General features: G+C 71.3%; 15 protein-coding genes and 2 riboswitches. Of the genes, 12 read left to right on the plus strand and 3 right to left on the minus strand.

Translation table 11 applies throughout. The features are described 5' to 3' along the window. Positions 1–40 precede the first annotated feature (40 nt). Together ETD85_RS06920 and ETD85_RS06925 are read left to right on the plus strand one after the other, a co-directional pair. Complete coding sequence (locus ETD85_RS06920; RefSeq protein WP_138688761.1) at positions 41–1,195, plus strand: tetratricopeptide repeat protein; 1,155 nt, start codon at positions 41–43, stop codon at positions 1,193–1,195. Beyond that, a complete protein-coding gene (locus ETD85_RS06925; RefSeq protein ID WP_138688762.1) occupies positions 1,192–2,748 on the plus strand; it encodes a nickel/cobalt transporter in 1,557 nt (518 codons plus the stop codon). Before ETD85_RS06920 ends, ETD85_RS06925 begins: the two co-directional genes overlap by 4 nt. Positions 2,749–2,763: 15 nt before the next feature. Here the strand turns inward: ETD85_RS06925 and ETD85_RS06930 are convergent, their stop codons facing one another. Both ETD85_RS06930 and ETD85_RS06935 read right to left on the minus strand, forming a co-directional pair. Beyond that, positions 2,764–3,456 carry a hypothetical protein gene (locus ETD85_RS06930; protein ID WP_170246541.1) on the minus strand — a complete coding sequence of 231 codons (693 nt, stop codon included), beginning with the start codon at positions 3,454–3,456 and terminating at the stop codon, positions 2,764–2,766. A 14-nt stretch (positions 3,457–3,470) separates the two neighbouring features. Next, positions 3,471–4,235 (minus strand): hypothetical protein, encoded by a 765-nt coding sequence (locus tag ETD85_RS06935; protein WP_138688763.1) that lies wholly within the window; start codon positions 4,233–4,235, stop codon positions 3,471–3,473. 81 nt (positions 4,236–4,316) lie between these two features. Between ETD85_RS06935 and ETD85_RS06940 the strand changes: the two genes are divergently transcribed. Further along, the gene (locus tag ETD85_RS06940) at positions 4,317–4,496 is read left to right on the plus strand and encodes a hypothetical protein (protein ID WP_138688764.1); all 180 of its coding nucleotides are present in this window, start codon (positions 4,317–4,319) and stop codon (positions 4,494–4,496) included. 306 nt (positions 4,497–4,802) lie between these two features. Continuing rightward, positions 4,803–4,970: a hypothetical protein gene (locus tag ETD85_RS62915; protein ID WP_170246542.1), complete on the plus strand. Its 168-nt coding sequence runs from the start codon at positions 4,803–4,805 to the stop codon at positions 4,968–4,970. Here ETD85_RS62915 and ETD85_RS06945 read toward each other — a convergent pair. After that, positions 4,950–5,654 (minus strand): FadR/GntR family transcriptional regulator, encoded by a 705-nt coding sequence (locus ETD85_RS06945; protein ID WP_138688811.1) that lies wholly within the window; start codon positions 5,652–5,654, stop codon positions 4,950–4,952. The two genes, ETD85_RS62915 and ETD85_RS06945, sit on opposite strands and share 21 nt — an antisense overlap. Before the next feature lie 166 nt (positions 5,655–5,820). Between ETD85_RS06945 and ETD85_RS06950 the strand changes: the two genes are divergently transcribed. The 8 genes from ETD85_RS06950 (at position 5,821) to ETD85_RS06990 (ending at position 16,201) form a co-directional block, all read left to right on the plus strand. Then, entirely contained in the window at positions 5,821–7,149 is a 1,329-nt protein-coding gene (locus tag ETD85_RS06950) for a glutamine synthetase family protein (protein WP_379507383.1), read from the plus strand. 9 nt (positions 7,150–7,158) lie between these two features. Then, the gene (locus ETD85_RS06955; RefSeq protein WP_138688766.1) at positions 7,159–8,505 is read left to right on the plus strand and encodes an aldehyde dehydrogenase family protein; all 1,347 of its coding nucleotides are present in this window, start codon (positions 7,159–7,161) and stop codon (positions 8,503–8,505) included. Between the two features lie 24 nt (positions 8,506–8,529). Continuing rightward, entirely contained in the window at positions 8,530–9,294 is a 765-nt protein-coding gene (locus ETD85_RS06960) for a 3-oxoacyl-ACP reductase (protein WP_206058144.1), read from the plus strand. Between the two features lie 13 nt (positions 9,295–9,307). Beyond that, on the plus strand, positions 9,308–10,015 hold the full coding sequence (locus ETD85_RS06965) for a gamma-glutamyl-gamma-aminobutyrate hydrolase family protein (protein ID WP_138688768.1): 708 nt from the start codon (positions 9,308–9,310) through the stop codon (positions 10,013–10,015). A 221-nt stretch (positions 10,016–10,236) separates the two neighbouring features. Continuing rightward, entirely contained in the window at positions 10,237–12,525 is a 2,289-nt protein-coding gene (locus ETD85_RS06970) for a M4 family metallopeptidase (protein WP_138688769.1), read from the plus strand. 534 nt (positions 12,526–13,059) lie between these two features. Continuing rightward, positions 13,060–13,158, plus strand: a riboswitch (glycine riboswitch). Then, positions 13,159–13,255: riboswitch (glycine riboswitch) on the plus strand. A 34-nt stretch (positions 13,256–13,289) separates the two neighbouring features. Then, on the plus strand, positions 13,290–14,375 hold the full coding sequence (gene gcvT / locus ETD85_RS06980) for a glycine cleavage system aminomethyltransferase GcvT (RefSeq protein ID WP_138688771.1): 1,086 nt from the start codon (positions 13,290–13,292) through the stop codon (positions 14,373–14,375). After that, a complete protein-coding gene (gcvH, locus tag ETD85_RS06985; protein WP_138688772.1) occupies positions 14,372–14,761 on the plus strand; it encodes a glycine cleavage system protein GcvH in 390 nt (129 codons plus the stop codon). Before gcvT ends, gcvH begins: the two co-directional genes overlap by 4 nt. 63 nt (positions 14,762–14,824) lie before the next feature. Next, entirely contained in the window at positions 14,825–16,201 is a 1,377-nt protein-coding gene (locus tag ETD85_RS06990) for an L-serine ammonia-lyase (RefSeq protein WP_138688773.1), read from the plus strand. Positions 16,202–16,203 lie beyond the last annotated feature (2 nt).

Genomic DNA, 16,203 nt, shown 5'->3' on the forward strand with positions numbered 1-16,203 from the left:
CGCCTTCGCGATAATCGCCGGACTTGCCCTCTTGGGGGCCATGGCCTTCACGATCTTCTCCTTCTCCGCCGCGCCCGCGCCGGAGCCGGTGGCGGACCGGCCTGCCGCCGAGACGCTGCAGGCGCGGCTCAAGCGCCTGCCCGCCGACTACCGCGGCTGGGCCCAGCTCGCCTCCCAGTACGTCGACCAGGCCAGGATCACCGGCGACCCGTCGTACTACACCAAGGCGGAGGGCGCGCTGGCCACCGGCGCCAAGCTCGCGCCGCGCGACGACACCGTCCTCGCCGGCCAGGCGGCGCTGGCCGCGGGCCGCCACGAGTTCTCCACCGCGGTCCGGCTGGCCGAGCAGGCCATCGCCGTCAACCCGTACGGCACTCCCGCCTACGGCGTGCTGGCCGACGCGAAGACACAGCTCGGGGATCTGCGCGGCGCCCAGCAGGCCGTGGACAAGATGCTGGGCCTGCGCCCCGGAGTGCCGGCCTTCGCCCGCGCCTCGTACGCGGCCGAGCTGCGCGGCGACACGGACGGCGCCCGCCGCTACCTCGAACTCGCCCACAACGACGCCTGGCTGCCCGCCGACCTCGCCTACGCCCGCTACTACCTGGGCGAGCTGGCGCTCCACTCCGGCGACCTGGCCACGGCCGGCGCCTGGTACGCCAAGGCCCTGCAGGCCTACCCGGCCTACACCCCCGCGCTCGCGGGCCAGGCCAGGACCGCGGCGCTGGGCGGCCGGCTGACCGAGGCGCTCGACGTCTACCAGACGGTGGTGGACCGGCTGCCGCTCCCCCAGTACCTCATCGAGCAGGGCGAGACCCGGCTCAAGGCGGGCCAGGCGGCCGACTGGACGCTGCTCAAGGCGCAGCGCAAGCTGTTCCAGGCCGCGGGCGTGCGCGACGACCTGACGTGGGCCGAGTTCGAGGCCGACCACGGGGATCCGGCGCTGGCCGTGCGGCACGCCAGGACCGAATACGCCCGCAACCCGAACCTCGTCGCCGCCGACGCCCTGGCCTGGGCCCTGTTCAAGGCCGGTCGGCCGGCCGAGGCGCTGCCGTACGCGAAGAAGGCCACCGCGACCGGCTGGCAGAACCCGCTGTTGCGCTATCACCGCGCCACGATCGAGCGGGCGCTCGGCCGCTCGGCCCGCGTGGATCCCGGCTTCGACCCGACGCTGTCCGCACTGGCGAGGTTCTCATGAGATTGGTCAGGCTCGGCCTGCTGTCCGTCGCGACGGGCCTGGTGCTGTCGCTGTGCGTGAGCCTCCTGCTCGTCGCCGCCGCCCACGCCGCGACCACGGCGCACCCGCTGGGGAACTTCACCGTCAACCACTACAACGGCCTGCGGGTCTCGCCCTCCGACATCCGCAACCACGCCGTCGTGGACATGGCCGAGCTGCCCACCCTGCAGGCCAGGCCGGACGTGGACGGCACGTACGCGGCCCGGCGCTGCACCGCGCTGGCCGCGGCCCAGCGCCTGGAGGTGGCCGGCCGGCCGGTGCCGTGGCGGGTGACCCAGTCGTCCTTCGCCTACACCCCCGGCCAAGGGGGTCTCCAGACCAGCCGACTGGTGTGCCGGCTCGTGGCCGAAGTCCGTGCCGCGGGGGCCGTGGAGTTCACCGACGGGTTCGAGCAGGACCGGATCGGCTGGCGTGAGATCACCGCGGTGGGCGACGGGGTACGGCTGACCGATTCGTCGGTGCCCACGACGAGCGTGAGCAACGAGCTGCAGTCGTACCCCGAGGATCTGCTGACCGACCCGCTCGACCAGCGCACGGCCACGTTCACCGTGTCCGGGCCCGCACTCGGCGGCGCGCCCGCGGCCGGGGGCGGCACGGGCGCTCCCGCGAGCGGCCTGCCGTCCGGGATCGAGATCGGCGGGCCGATCGGCGACGCGCTGGCCGCGCTCGACCGGACGTTCACCGGCCTCATCGGCTCCGACTCGCTGACCCTGCCGCTCGGTCTGCTGGCGGTCGGGCTGGCCGTGGTGCTGGGGGCCGGGCACGCGCTGATCCCCGGGCACGGCAAGACCATCATGGCGGCGTACCTGGCCGGCCGGCGCGGCCGCCCGCGCGACGCGCTCGTGGTGGGGGCGACGGTGACGGCCACGCACACGGTCGGGGTGCTGGTGGTGGGGCTGCTGCTGAGCGTCTTCACGGCGCTGGCGGGAGAGTCGGTGCTGGCCTGGCTGGGGCTGGCCAGCGGCGTCCTGATCGCCGTCATCGGCCTCCGCCTCCTCCTGAACGCCCGCCACACCTCCCTGCACGGCTTCGGCCACGGCCACGGCCACGGCCATGGGCACGGTCACGGTCACGGCCATGGGCACGGTCACGGTCACGGCCATGGACACGGGCACGACGGCGACGGCGACGGCGACGGCGACGGCGACAGCGACAGCGAGGGCGAGGGCGAGGGCAAGGGCGAGCGGAAGCGGAAGCGGACGGGGCTGATCGGCCTGGGTGTGGCGGGCGGGCTGGTGCCCAGTCCGTCGGCCCTGATCGTGCTGCTCGGCGCGATCGCGCTCGGCCGCACCTGGTTCGGAGTGGCGCTGGTGACCGCGTACGGCGTCGGCATGGCGGCCACCCTCACGCTCACCGGCCTGCTCCTGGTCAAGCTCGTGGACCGGCTGGAGCAGCGCGCCTCGGCCGGCCGCCGCCTGGCCGCCAGGCTGTCGGGCCTGGCTCCGGTGGGCACGGCCGCCATGGTCGTCCTGCTGGGCGCCGGCCTGGCCCTCCGCTCGGTCGCCTCCTTCTGACGGGCGGCCACCCCGTCAGTCGATGCCGGGCAGGTCGGGATCGTCGTGCTCGGCGTCCCCGTCCTCGACCCTGCGCAGCTTGATGTCCTCCACCCAGGACTGGGCGAAGAGCCGGATCTCCCTGATCCGCTCCTCGCCCACGCCGTAGTCCTCGAACGCCGCGTCGTCCATCATGTCGACGAACTCCAGCCGCACGAGCAGCTCGTCGAGCGAGAAGCGCTCGTGGTGCGCGACCGCGAGCTGCTCGAGCTCGCGACAGGAGTATGTGCCCGCCACGGAGGCGACGTCGATGACGTCGCGCACGAGGCCGCGCTCGTGCAGGGCGCGCATCTTCAGCCCGACCGCGTCGTCCAGGCCGAGCACCTTCACGGGCCCACAGGTGACCGGGCGCTGCCGGAGGGCCTCGCGCAGCAGGCCGAACCCGCACTTCTCGCCGGTCTCCACGTCCCGCACGACCAGCCGGCCCATCCGCGGCATGAGCTCGACGACCGACGCGGCCAGACCCGCGGCTCCGCACGCTCCGACGACGCCCTCGGCCACGGACGGCAACGGGATCTCCGCGGCGGTGGCGAACTGGAGGCCCTGGCTGGGCCGGTCGGTGAACCCATGGGCCCTGATCGCGTAGCCGCCCGCGAGCACCAGGCCGTAGCCGTCGCAGACCGGCAGCACGGCCTCCAGCACGCGCCCGTGGAAGGGCGGGAGGCGCATCAGGCCACTGTGGCTCACGTGTGCCGTCTCCCGCGCCGCGTCGACGGGAGATCGTGCCGCCCCGAGAGGAACTCCTGGAAGGCGATCTTGACCTTGATGACCGGCCGCCGCCACCGCTCCTCCCGATGGATGGCCTTGGCCATCTTGCGCGGCGAGCGCCTGGCGAAGAACCAGTGCGCCCACGGCGAGCCCGGCCGCGCCAGCCGGACCGCGCCGACGAGGAGCATCGGCGGGACGAACAGGCCCGCCATCCCCGTCCAGATCTTCCCCTTGAGCAGCGTGACGACGGCTAAAGCCAGGTTCGCGACGATCAGCGCGGCCGGGTTGACCAGGGTGCCGTAGTCCCAGGTGAGCGGGCGCAGGCCGATGAGCAGCAGGCCGGTGACGGCGACGGCGATGAAGACCGCGTCCACCGAGGTGCGGCCCTCCTCCTCCCAGTACACGTCGTGCAGGTGCAGGATCAGCGCGAACTCGTCCAGCACCAGCGCGGAGCCAATGCCGAAGATGCAGGCCGCGGCGCTCGGGCCGACCTGCGAGGCGGGTGAAGCGGGCGAGACGATGAGGCCGGCGACCCCGCCGACGAGCATCAGCACGACGCCGAACACGACGTGGTGGATGTGCATCTCGCCCACGTTCAGGTTGCGGAACCAGCCGATCTTCGCCCTGATCAGGCGCACGTTGATGCGCGTGGCGATGAACGCCACGATGAGCGTGACGAAGTAACAGAACAGCGGCAGCCGTCCCGTGGCGACGATACTTTGCTGGAACCAGTTCCCCATGACCCTGAAACTGATGGTACGAGCCCCCTGCCCCTTCTAGGTCACTTGCCGGGACCATCGTCGTCGTACATGCTCACGATCGTGAGACGGCGGACCGCCGTGGCCGCCGTGGCGCTGATCGCTTTGGCGACGCTCAGCGCCCTGGTCATCGGCAGCATGGATGCGGGCGCCGGCGTCGATCTGGGCGGCGTCGCCCAGGTGCTGCTCGGCCGACCGCCTGGCCAGGGACCCGGGCCTGCGCTCGCCACGGTACGGCGATGACGCGCCCGCCCGGCTGGCCCGCGACGGTCCAGGAGGGGGACGCGCGCTCACCGGCGCCGCCATCATCCTGCCGAAGGCGCTGACCCCGCAGGCCGCCTCCGACTACCTGGACTCCTGCCTGCCGGCCATGTCGTCCCGGCCCTCATCGCCGCCAGGCCGCCCGCCAAGGGCCCGTTCCGCCCGCGCCGCCGCTGGGCGCCGGAGGACGCGACGCGGTGGCTCGGCACGCTGGCCCGCGACCGGGACATCACCTGGTGGCGGCTCGCCGGGCGGCCGGGCGACGCGCGAGCTCTGATCGGCGGCGCGGTGCCCGGGGGCGGCCTGGCCGCGCTCGTCGCGGTCGTGCTCGCCTGGCCCGTCTCGCTGCTGTTCGGGCTCGCCTTCGGCGGCCATCACGCGTGTGCCGTCGGTCCCGTCTACCAGTTTCGCCACGAGCGGCTGCGCCGCCACCTGTCAGGAGAGGAAACCCCGTAAGAGGGCGGCAGTCCCTTCCAGGTGCTCGGCCACCGCCCGGCGAGCCGCGTCCGGGTCGCCGGCGAGGATGGCGTCCACGATGGCCTGGTGCTGCCCGGCGGCGTGGTCCAGGTTGACCTGCAGCATGGGGATGGCGTTCAGCAGGTCGCTGACCCTGGAGCGGGCGTCCGCGCACGTGGTGGCCAGCAGGGTCGAGCCGGTCAGCTCCGCGATGGACAGGTGGAAGGCCGTGTCGAGCCGGCGGTAGTCCTCGATGGCGGCCTCGTTCAGCTCCGACAGGCGGCGGACGAGCACGGCCCGCTTCTCCTCCGTCAGCTCGGAGGCGGCCAGCACCTGCGCCGCCCCGCACTCCACCGCCAGCCGGAAGGTCAGGGCGTCCGACAGCTCGGCCAGGCCCATCTCCCTGACCGCCTGCCGCAGATCGCCGTCCTCCGGCTGGGGCGGGGCGTAGGTGACGAAGGCGCCGCCGTAGCGGCCACGCCGTACGTCGAGGTAGCCCGCCTCGGACAGCGCGCGGATCGCCTCGCGCAGGGTGACCCGGCTGATGCCGAGCCGGACGGCGAGCTCGCGCTCGGGAGGCAGCTTGTCGCCCGGCGGGACCACGCCCAGCTTGATGGCCTGGAGCAGGCGCTCCACGGTCTCCTCGAAGGCGTTACCCGCCCTGACCGGGCGCAGCACCGTCATCAAACGCGCCGACTCGTCCAACGTGTCCTCAGGTCTTGACAAGCGATCCCGCCATGCACATCAATGGTCTGAGACTAGCCCAATTAACGGGAAAGCGCGTCAGGCCAGATCGGAGCGACGTAGCGTGAGCCAGTCACCGGGCACCGGATTCCTTTCTGTCGGCGACCTGTACGACGAGGTGACGGCCGGGCGGATCGACACCGTGCTCCTCGCGATCGCCGACATGCAGGGCAGGTTGCAGGGCAAGCGGCTGTCCGCGCGCTATTTTCTGGACGAGGTGCTGGAGCACGGCTCGGAGGGCTGCAACTACCTGCTCGCGGTGGACGTCGACATGAACACCGTGGCCGGCTACGCGATGTCGTCCTGGGAGCGGGGCTACGGCGACTTCGTCATGAAGCCGGACCTCGCGACGCTGCGCCGGGTGCCGTGGCAGGAGGGGACCGCGATGCTGATGGCGGATCTGGCCTGGGAGGGCGGCGGCGACGTGACCGCCTCGCCCCGCCAGATCCTGCGCCGGCAGATCGCCCGCCTGCGCGAGCGCGGGCTGGCCGCGTACGTGGGCACCGAGCTGGAGTTCATCGTCTACGAGGACAGCTACGAGGACGCCTGGAAGCGCGCCTACCGGGACATCTCACCGGCGAACCTGTACAACGTCGACTACTCGCTCCTAGGCACGGCCCGCGTCGAACCGCTGCTGCGCCGCATCAGGCGCGGCATGGAGGGCGCCGGGCTCTACGTCGAGTCCGCCAAGGGCGAGTGCAACCTGGGCCAGCACGAGATCGCCTTCCGCTACGACGAGGCGCTGCGGACCTGCGACCACCACGCCATCTACAAGAACGGCGCCAAGGAGATCGCCGCCCAGGACGGCAGGTCGATCACCTTCATGGCCAAGCCCAACCAGCGCGAGGGCAACTCCTGCCACGTTCACATCTCGCTGCGCAGCCTCGAAGGCGACCCGGTCATGGCGGGCTCGGAGCCGTACGGGTTGTCCCCGCTCGGCGCCCGCTTCATCGCCGGTCAGCTCGCCTGCCTGCGCGAGCTGACCCTCCTGTACGCCCCGAACATCAACTCCTACAAGCGCTACGTCCCGGGCAGCTTCGCCCCCACGGCCGTCAAGTGGGGCGTGGACAACCGCACCTGCTCCCTGCGGCTCGTCGGCCACGGCCTGTCGCTGCGCGTGGAGAACCGGGTGCCGGGCGGCGACGTCAACCCGTACCTCGCCGTGTCCGCGCTGATCGCGGCCGGGCTGCACGGCATCGACAACGAGCTGCCGCTGGAGGAGCCCTTCGCGGGCAACGCCTACGACTCCGGCGCCGAGACCGTGCCGCACACGCTGCGCGACGCGCTGGCGCTGTTCGAGGGGTCGAAGCTGGCCCGCGAGACGTTCGGCGATGACGTGGTCGAGCACTACGCGAACAACGCGCGGGTGGAGCTGGCCGCGTTCGACGCGGCGGTGACGGATTGGGAGCTGTTTCGTGGTTTCGAGCGGATGTGACGGGCAGGCATGAAGATCATCAACCCCGCGACTGAAGAGGTCCTGGCCGACGTCGAGGCGGTGGACGCGGCCGAGGTCGACCGGGCGGTGGAGCGTGCCAGGGCGGCCTACGGGAGCTGGCGCGAGGTGTCACCCGGCGACCGGGCGCGGCTGCTGCGGCGCTTCGCCGACCTGGTGGGCGAGCACGGCGCCGAGCTGGCGGGGCTGGAGCTGGCCAACGCCGGGCATCCGATCGGCAACGCGCGCTGGGAGGCCGGCGCCGTACGTGACGTGCTGCACTTCTACGCCGGAGCCCCTGAGCGCAACCACGGCAAGCAGATCCCGGTGCCCGGCGGCGTGGACATGACGTTCCAGGAGCCGCTGGGCGTCGTGGGCGTCATCGTGCCGTGGAACTTCCCCATGCTGATCATGTCGTGGGGCGTGGCCCCCGCGCTGGCGGCCGGCAACACGGTGATCGTCAAGCCGGCCGAATGGACTCCGCTGACCGCGCTGAGGCTGGCCGAGCTGGCCCTGGCGGCGGGCCTCCCCGAGGGGGTGCTCCAGGTGCTGCCTGGGGCAGGGGAGGTCGCGGGAGCCCGCCTGGTGGAGCATCCCGGCGTGGCCAAGATCGTGTTCACCGGCTCGACCGAGGTGGGCAAGGAGATCGCGGCCAAGGCCGCGGCGCAGGTGAAGCGGGTCACGCTGGAGCTAGGCGGCAAGTCGGCAAATATCGTCTTTGCGGACGCAGATCTCGAAAAAGCGGCCAAAACCGCTCCTTATGCCGTTTTCGACAACGCGGGGCAGGACTGCTGCGCCCGCTCCCGCCTCCTCGTCCAGGCCGGCGTGTACGACGAGTTCATGGAGCGCCTCGGCGCGGCCGTCCGCGACGTCAAGGTCGGCGACCCGCTCGACGAGAGCACCGAGATGGGCCCGCTGATCAGCGCCGAACATCTCGACCGCGTACGCGGCTTCGTCGAGGGCACCCCCTACCTGCAAGGGGCCTGCCCCCAGGGCAAGGGCTACTGGTTCCCGCCGACCGTGCTGACCCCCGCCGTCACCGACCGGGCGTTCACGGAGGAGATCTTCGGCCCGGTGCTGTCGGTGGCGCCGTTCGAGGACGAGGCGGAGGCCGTACGCATCGCCAACGACACCCCCTACGGCCTGAGCGGCTCCATCTGGACCCGCGACGTCGGGCGGGCGCTGCGCGTGGCCAGGGCGGTCGAGTCCGGCGCCCTCTCTGTGAACTCCCACTCCTCCGTCCGCTACTGGACCCCGTTCGGCGGCTTCAAGCAGTCCGGACTCGGCAGGGAACTCGGCCCGGACGCCCTGGCGGCGTTCACCGAGACCAAGAACGTCTTCATTTCCACGGAGTGGTGAACGACCCATGAGCAGGGAGTGAATGTGCAGCGGTTGCAGGATCGGGTGGCGGTCGTCACCGGCGCGGGCAGCGGCATCGGGCTGGCCACGGTGCGCAGGTTCGCCGACGAGGGCGCCAAGGTGGTCTGCGTGGACATCGACGAGGAGGCGGGCGTCAAGGCCGCGGCCGAGGTCGCCGGCATCTTCGTCAAGGCGGACGTTACCGACGAGGACGACGTCATCAGGATGTTCGGGACGGCCTTCGACACCTACGGCAGCGTCGACATCGCCTTCAACAACGCCGGCATCTCGCCGCCCGAGGACGACTCGATCCTGGAGACCGGCATCGACGCCTGGCGCCGCGTCCAGGAGGTCAACCTGACCAGCGTCTACCTGTGCTGCAAGCACGCCATCCCGTACATGCGCCGCCAGGGCAAGGGCTCGATCATCAACACCGCCTCGTTCGTGGCGGTGATGGGCTCGGCGACCTCGCAGATCTCCTACACCGCCTCCAAGGGCGGGGTGCTGGCGATGTCACGCGAGCTGGGCGTCCAGTTCGCCAGGGAGGGCATCAGGGTGAACGCGCTGTGCCCGGGCCCGGTCAACACGCCCCTCCTCCAGGAGCTGTTCGCCAAGGATCCGGAACGCGCCCAGCGCCGGCTGGTGCACATCCCCGTGGGCCGCTTCGCCGAGGCGTCGGAGATCGCGGCGGCGGTGGCGTTCCTGGCCAGCGACGACGCGTCGTTCATCACGGGCAGCGAGTTCCTGGTGGACGGCGGCATCTCGGGCGCCTACGTCACACCGCTCTAGGAAGGCCCTCTTCGTGCCGCGTCCCCAGCATCCCCGGCGTCCCGTCATCGGCATCACGTCCTACGTCGAGCCCGCGCGGTTCACGGTGTGGGACATGACCGTGGCGCTCCTGCCGTACATGTACGTGGAGCAGGTCGTACGCGCCGGCGGCCAGCCCGTCATGCTGCCCCCGGCCGGCGATCCCGCGCCGCTCGTGCACCGCCTCGACGGCCTCATCCTGGCCGGCGGCGGCGACGTCGACCCGGCGCGGTACGCGGAGCTGCCGCACGACCGCACCAGCTACGTCCGGAAATTTCGTGACGAGGCGGAGTTCGCCGTGCTGGCCGCGGCGCTCGACGCGAACCTGCCCTTCCTCGGCATCTGCCGCGGACTCCAGGTGCTCAACGTCGCTCTGGGCGGCAGCCTGCACCAGCACCTGCCCGACGTGGTCGGCCACCCGGAGCACTCCCCCGCGCCGGGCACGTTCGGGGCGCTACCCATCACCCCCGTGCCCGGCACGAAGCTGGCCAAGGCCCTGGGGACGGGCCCCGTCACCGTCCCGCACTACCACCACCAGGCCATCGACCGCCTCGCCCCCGGCCTCACGGTCGCCGCCACCGCGCAGGACGGGACGATCGAGGCGGTGGAGATGGACGCGCGCAGCTTCACGCTGGCCGTGCAGTGGCATCCGGAGGCCGCCGCGGACTGCGCGCTCTTCGAGGCACTCGTCGCGGCCTGCTGAGCCGTTACTGGAAAGCTTCTTTACGAATATCTGGGCCAGAAAACCCGCAAAACCCCAGGAAAACGGGGCCATAGCGCGACGTTATGGGAAGTTGTTGGGTACCGCACTCTGCCGCACCGGTGTCAACCTGAGGGCATCCCCAGCCGGCCGGGGCTCTTCCACTCCACACCCCCCTGAGGAGCCAGAGAGTGAACCCCAAACTCAGGTTGGGGGCTGCCGCAATGCTCGCGTTAGCCCTGACCACCAGCTCGCTGGCGGCGGCCGCGAGCACCCAAGCCTCGCAGGCGGCCGGACCGCCCAGTCCCGACGAGCGCAGGAACGCGATCTCCACCACGCGGAACGCGATCCTGGCGGACCCGCCGGCGCTGCTGGCCTCCGGCAAGGACGCGTTCACGCTGACGTCGACCGTGGCCGGCGTCCGCGGCCTGCAGTACCTCACCTACGCCCGTTCGTACGCGGGCCTGCCCGTCTACGGCGGCGACGTGATCGCCGCCACCGACGAGTCGGGCGCGGTGGTCAACACGCTGACCACCGGGCAGCGCGCCGAGATCGCGGTGCGCACCGAGCCGAAGGTCGGCGCCCCCGCGGCCGCGCTGACGGCCAGAGCCAGGGTGGCCAGGCCCGAGACGGTCGCCACCCCCGTGCTCTCCGTCCACGCCGCCGCCGCCAGGCCCCGCCTGGCCTGGGAGGTGGCGGTCGCGGGCGCCACCGAGAAGGGGCACGAGACCCGGCTGCACGTCTTCGTGGACGCGGTCACCGGCAAGGTGATCGACGAATGGGACGACGTGCGCGACGGCACCGGCAACGGTTACTACAACGGCACCGTGACCATCGACACCACGCCCTCGTACACGATGCGCGACCCGCGCAGGAGCGGCGTCGCGTGCGGCGGCCAGAACGGCACGCCGTACACGAAGACCACCGACACCTGGGGCAACGGCTCGGGCACGAACCTGGAGACCGCCTGCGTGGACGCCTTGTACGCCGCGCAGCGCGAGTGGGACATGCTGCGGGACTGGCTGGGCAGGAACGGCATCAACGGCCAGGGCGGCGGATACCCGTCCCGCGTCGGGCTGAACGCGGTCAACGCGTACTGGAACGGCTCCTACGGCTCGTTCGGCCACAACTCCGCCAACAGCCAGCAGCTCACCTCCATGGACGTGGTCGGGCACGAGTTCGGCCACGGGATCTTCCAGTTCACCAGCGGCGGCGCGGGCAGCGGCAACGAGACCGGCGGCATGAACGAGTCCACCGGCGACGTCTTCGGCGCGCTCACCGAAGCGTTCGCGAACAACCCCAACGACCCGCCGGACTACCTGGTGGGCGAGGAGGTCAACCTCTCGGGCTCCGGCCCGATCAGGAACATGTACAACCCGGCGGCGCTGGGGCATCCCAACTGCTACAGCGCCTCCATCCCGAGCACGGAGGTGCACGCCGCGGCCGGGCCCCAGAACCACTGGTTCTACCTCGTCGCCGAGGGCACCAACCCGCCGGGCAAGCCCGCCAGCGGCCGCTGCGACAACGGCGCGGCGATCACCGGCATCGGCATCCGCAAGGCCGGCGAGGTCTTCATGTCCGCGCTGAACACCAAGACCCAGCCGTGGACGCACGCCAAGGCGAGGGTGGCCACCCTCCAGGCCGCCAAGACGCTGTACCCGGGCAGCTGCGCCGAGTTCAACGTGGTCAAGAGCGCCTGGGACGGCGTGAGCGTCCGCGCCCAGACCGGCGAGCCGACCTGCCAGCAGGGCGGCAACGACTTCTCGATGGGGCTGGAGCCCGCCTCCGGCAGCGTCACGCCGGGGCAGAGCGTCACGACCACGGTCAGGACCACGGTGACCGGCGGCTCGGCGCAGTCGATCACCCTGCGGACCGGAACGCTGCCCGCCGGGGTGACGGCCACGGTCAACCCGGCCACGATCAGCGCCGGCCAGACCGCCACGCTGACGCTCACCACGTCGCCGGGCAGCCCTCAGGGCAACCACGCCGTCACGATCACCGCCGACGGCGCCGACGTGGACCGGCAGGCCACCTACAACCTGCAGATCGGGCAGACCTCCCAGGACGACTACTCCTTCAGCGTGAGCCCGTCCTCGGCCTCCGTGCAGGCGGGAGAGTCCGCCACCGCGACGATCAGCACGCAGGTGACCTCCGGCCAGGCGCAGAGCGTCACGCTGTCGGCGGGCAACGTGCCCGCGGGCGTGACCGTCGGGTTCAGCCCGCAGACGATCACGGCCGGCCAGACGTCCGCGGTGACGATCGCGACCACGAGCGGCGTCCCGCCGAGCACGTACACGATCAGCCTGAACGGTGACGGCACCGCTGCCGACCACTCGGCCTCGTTCAGCCTGACGGTGGGCGGCGGCCAGGACACCACGTGGCAGACGTACACCGCCTACGCCGTCGGACAGACGGTCACCTATCAGGGCGTCAGCTACCGCTGCCGGCAGGCGCACACCAGCCTGCCCGGCTGGGAGCCGCCCAACACGCCCGCGCTCTGGCAGCGGGTCTGATCGCAGGACCTGGGCGGCCACGCCGGGGTGGCCGCCCAACCCCTCACCTCCGGGAGCCGTGGAACGTGCCCGCACTCCGGGCGCGGGCCCGGCCCCCACGAGCTGCCGCGCGCGGGCTGACCTGCCATGACCGGCCCGCGCGCGGCCTTCCTCTCACCTGACCGGCTTGAAGGTGTCCTCCAGCGCGAGAACGTCCTGGCCGTACTTCTCCGCCAGCCGGCTCCGCAGCTCCGCCGAGGCCAGCCAGACCTGTGCCTCCACCCGGTTCCGCGTGACGTTGAGCGAGGAGGAGACCGGCTCGGGCCCGACCCGGTCGATCCAGCCGCCCGCAAACTCCCCCGCCGGCCACGTCGGGGCCGGCGCACTGCGGCGGGAGCGACTCGGCGACCGTCGTGCGGAGCTGGGGTCCGTGGCCGCCGCCTTCGAGCACCGTCAGGCCGGCCGTGTAGCGGGCGCGGCCGGTTCCGGACGCATGCGACAGATCAACACGCGACAACGACCCCATGACGGCACTAGGCTTACGGACATCACCGGCGAAACCGTGCGGGAGAGCACCCTGACAGCCGGTCAGGTGTCCCTGAAGGAGCAAGCCCTCCCCGCGAACCTCTCAAGGCAAAGGACCGCACGGACGAGGTGACCTCTGGAAAGCAGGCCTGCGGGGCCTCGCCGAAGGTGAAAGTCCGGCAAAGCTCGGGCGAAGCTCTCAGGCATCCGTGACAGAGGGGGAGGATGCTGGCATCCGATCCTGTCCTGAGGTGCGACAAATGTCCCGACCTACACCGCTACGTGACGTTCACCAGAGCCTCGGCGCAACGCTCACCGACTTCGCGGGGTGGCTCATGCCGCTCCGGTACGGGAGCGAGTCCGCGGAGCACAAGGCCGTTCGCGAGGCGGCCGGGCTGTTCGACCTCTCGCACATGGGCGAGATCTTCCTGACCGGCCCCCAGGCCGGCGAGGCCCTGGACTACGCCCTGGTCGGCCACCTGTCGGCGCTGGCGCCCGGACGGGCCAGGTACACCATGATCGTCAATGAGCAGGGCGGGGTGCTCGACGACCTCATCGTCTACCGGCTCGGTGACGAGGAGTTCATGGTCGTGGCGAACGCCTCAAACTACGAAAAAGTCGGGCACGAGCTGAAAAATCGTGCCAAGGCGTACGACGTGGTGGTTGAGGATCGCTCGGACCAGTACGCACTGATCGCCGTGCAGGGCCCGCGCTCCCAGGAGATCCTCGCCACGCTCACCGACGCCGACCTCGCCGGCCTCAAGTACTACGCGGGCCTGCCCGGCGTGGTGAACGGGCGGCCCGCGCTCATCGCGCGCACCGGCTACACCGGCGAGGACGGGTTCGAGCTCTTCGTGGCCAACGAGGACGCGGTGCCGCTCTGGACCGCGCTCACCACGGCCGGCGAGCCGTACGGACTCAAGCCCGCGGGCCTGTCCAGCCGCGACACCCTCCGGCTGGAGGCGGGCATGCCCCTGTACGGCAACGAGCTCGGCGCCGACCTGACCCCGTTCGACGCGGGGCTGGGCAGGGTGGTGAAATTCGACAAGCCCGGCGACTTCGTCGGCAGGTCGGCACTCGAGGCGGTCAAGGACGATCCGCCACGGCGCCGGCTCGTCGGCCTGGTCGCGCAGGGTCGCCGGGTGCCACGCCATGGCTACCCGGTCACCAAAGACGGCGCCGTCGTCGGCGAGGTCACCAGCGGTGCGCCCTCCCAGAGCCTGGGCAGGCCCATCGCGATGGCCTATGTGGACACTGGCGCCGAAGCAGGCCTGGCCGTGGACATTCGGGGCAGCCATGAACCTATGGACCTGGTTGAGCTGCCCTTTTACAGGAGGAACAAGTGAGCAACATCCCTGACGACCTGAGCTACACCAAGGAGCACGAGTGGGTCGCCGGACTCGACGACGGCCTCACCGTGACCGTGGGCATCACCGCCTTCGCCGCCGACTCCCTTGGTGACGTCGTCTTCGTGCAGCTCCCCGAGGTCGGCGCGGCCGTCGAGGCGGGCGACTCCGTCGGCGAGGTGGAGTCGACCAAGTCGGTGAACGAGATCTACGCGCCGGTCGGGGGCGAGGTCGTCGAGGTCAACCAGGCCATCGTGGACGACCCCAGCCTGGCCAACAGCGACCCGTACGGCGAGGGCTGGATGTTCCGGGTGCGCATCGAGGGCGACCCGGAGAACCTGCTGTCACCCGAGGAGTACACGGCACTCACCTCCGGCGAGTCCTGACCCGAACCACCAGGAAGCCGGGGCCCGGCACGGGCCCCGGCCCTTCATGAAGGGCGCACATCAATGGCGATCAGCGTCTTCGACCTCTTCAAGATCGGCATCGGCCCATCGAGCTCCCACACGGGAGGCCCGATGGCGGCAGCGCACAAGTTCGCGCGCGGGCTGCACCAGGACGGGCTGCTGGATCGAGTCGCCCGGGTCGAGGCCATCCTGTACGGCTCACTCGGCCTGACCGGCAAGGGCCATGGCAGCGACAAGGCGGTCCTGCTCGGCCTGTCCGGCGAAAAGCCCGAAGAGGTCGACGTGGACACCATTGACGGACGCATCGCCGCCATGCGCGAGTCCGGCACGGTCAAGCTGTACGGCACGCACGAGATCCCCTTCGTCATCGGTCTCGACCTCGTCTTCGAACGCAAGATCTCGCTCCCCGAGCACCCGAACGGCATGCGCTTCACCGCCTGGGACGCCGACGGCGGCAAGCTCAAGGAGAAGGTCTACTTCTCGGTCGGCGGCGGCTTCGTCGTGGACGAGAAGGCCACGGGGGCCGACCGCATCAAGCCGGACGACACCGTGCAGCCCTATCCCTTCACCACCGGCGAGGAGCTGCTCAAGCACTGCTCGAACACCGGCCTGTCGATCTCCGCCCTCATGATGGAGAACGAGAAGGCCTTCGGCCGCACCGAAGCGGAGATCCGCGCCGGCATCCTGCGGCTCTGGCAGGTCATGTCGGACTGCGTGCGTCGCGGCATCGCCACCGAGGGCGTCCTGCCCGGCGGCCTCAAGGTCAAGCGCCGCGCCAACCAGCTGCACCGCCGCCTGCAGTCGGAATCGGCCGAGAAGGACCCGCTGCAGGCCATGGACTGGGTGGCGCTCTTCGCGCTGGCGGTCAACGAGGAGAACGCGGCGGGCGGCCGCATCGTCACCGCCCCCACCAACGGGGCCGCCGGCATCATCCCGGCCGTGCTCACGTACTACACCCGCTTCGTCCCGCACGCGGACGACGAGGGCGTGGTCCGCTTCCTGCTCACCGCCGCCGCGATCGGCGTGCTGTTCAAGGAGAACGCCTCGATCTCGGGCGCCGAGGTGGGCTGCCAGGGCGAGGTGGGCTCGGCCTGCTCGATGGCCTCGGCAGCGCTCACCGAGGTCCTCGGCGGCACCCCCGAGCAGGTCGAGAACGCCGCGGAGATCGGCATCGAGCACAACCTGGGGCTGACCTGCGACCCGATCGGCGGCCTGGTCCAGATCCCGTGCATCGAGCGCAACGCGGTGGCCTCGAACAAGGCCATCACGGCGGCCCGGATCGCCCTGCGCGGCGACGGGAAGCACTACGTGGCGCTGGACAAGGCCATCAAGACGATGCGCGACACCGGCCGGGACATGCTCGACAAGTACAAGGAGACCTCGCGGGGCGGCCTGGCCGTCAACGTCATCGAGTGCTGACC

The sequence above is a fragment of the Nonomuraea zeae genome (assembly GCF_005889725.1).
Classification (GTDB): Bacteria; Actinomycetota; Actinomycetes; order Streptosporangiales; family Streptosporangiaceae; genus Nonomuraea; species Nonomuraea zeae.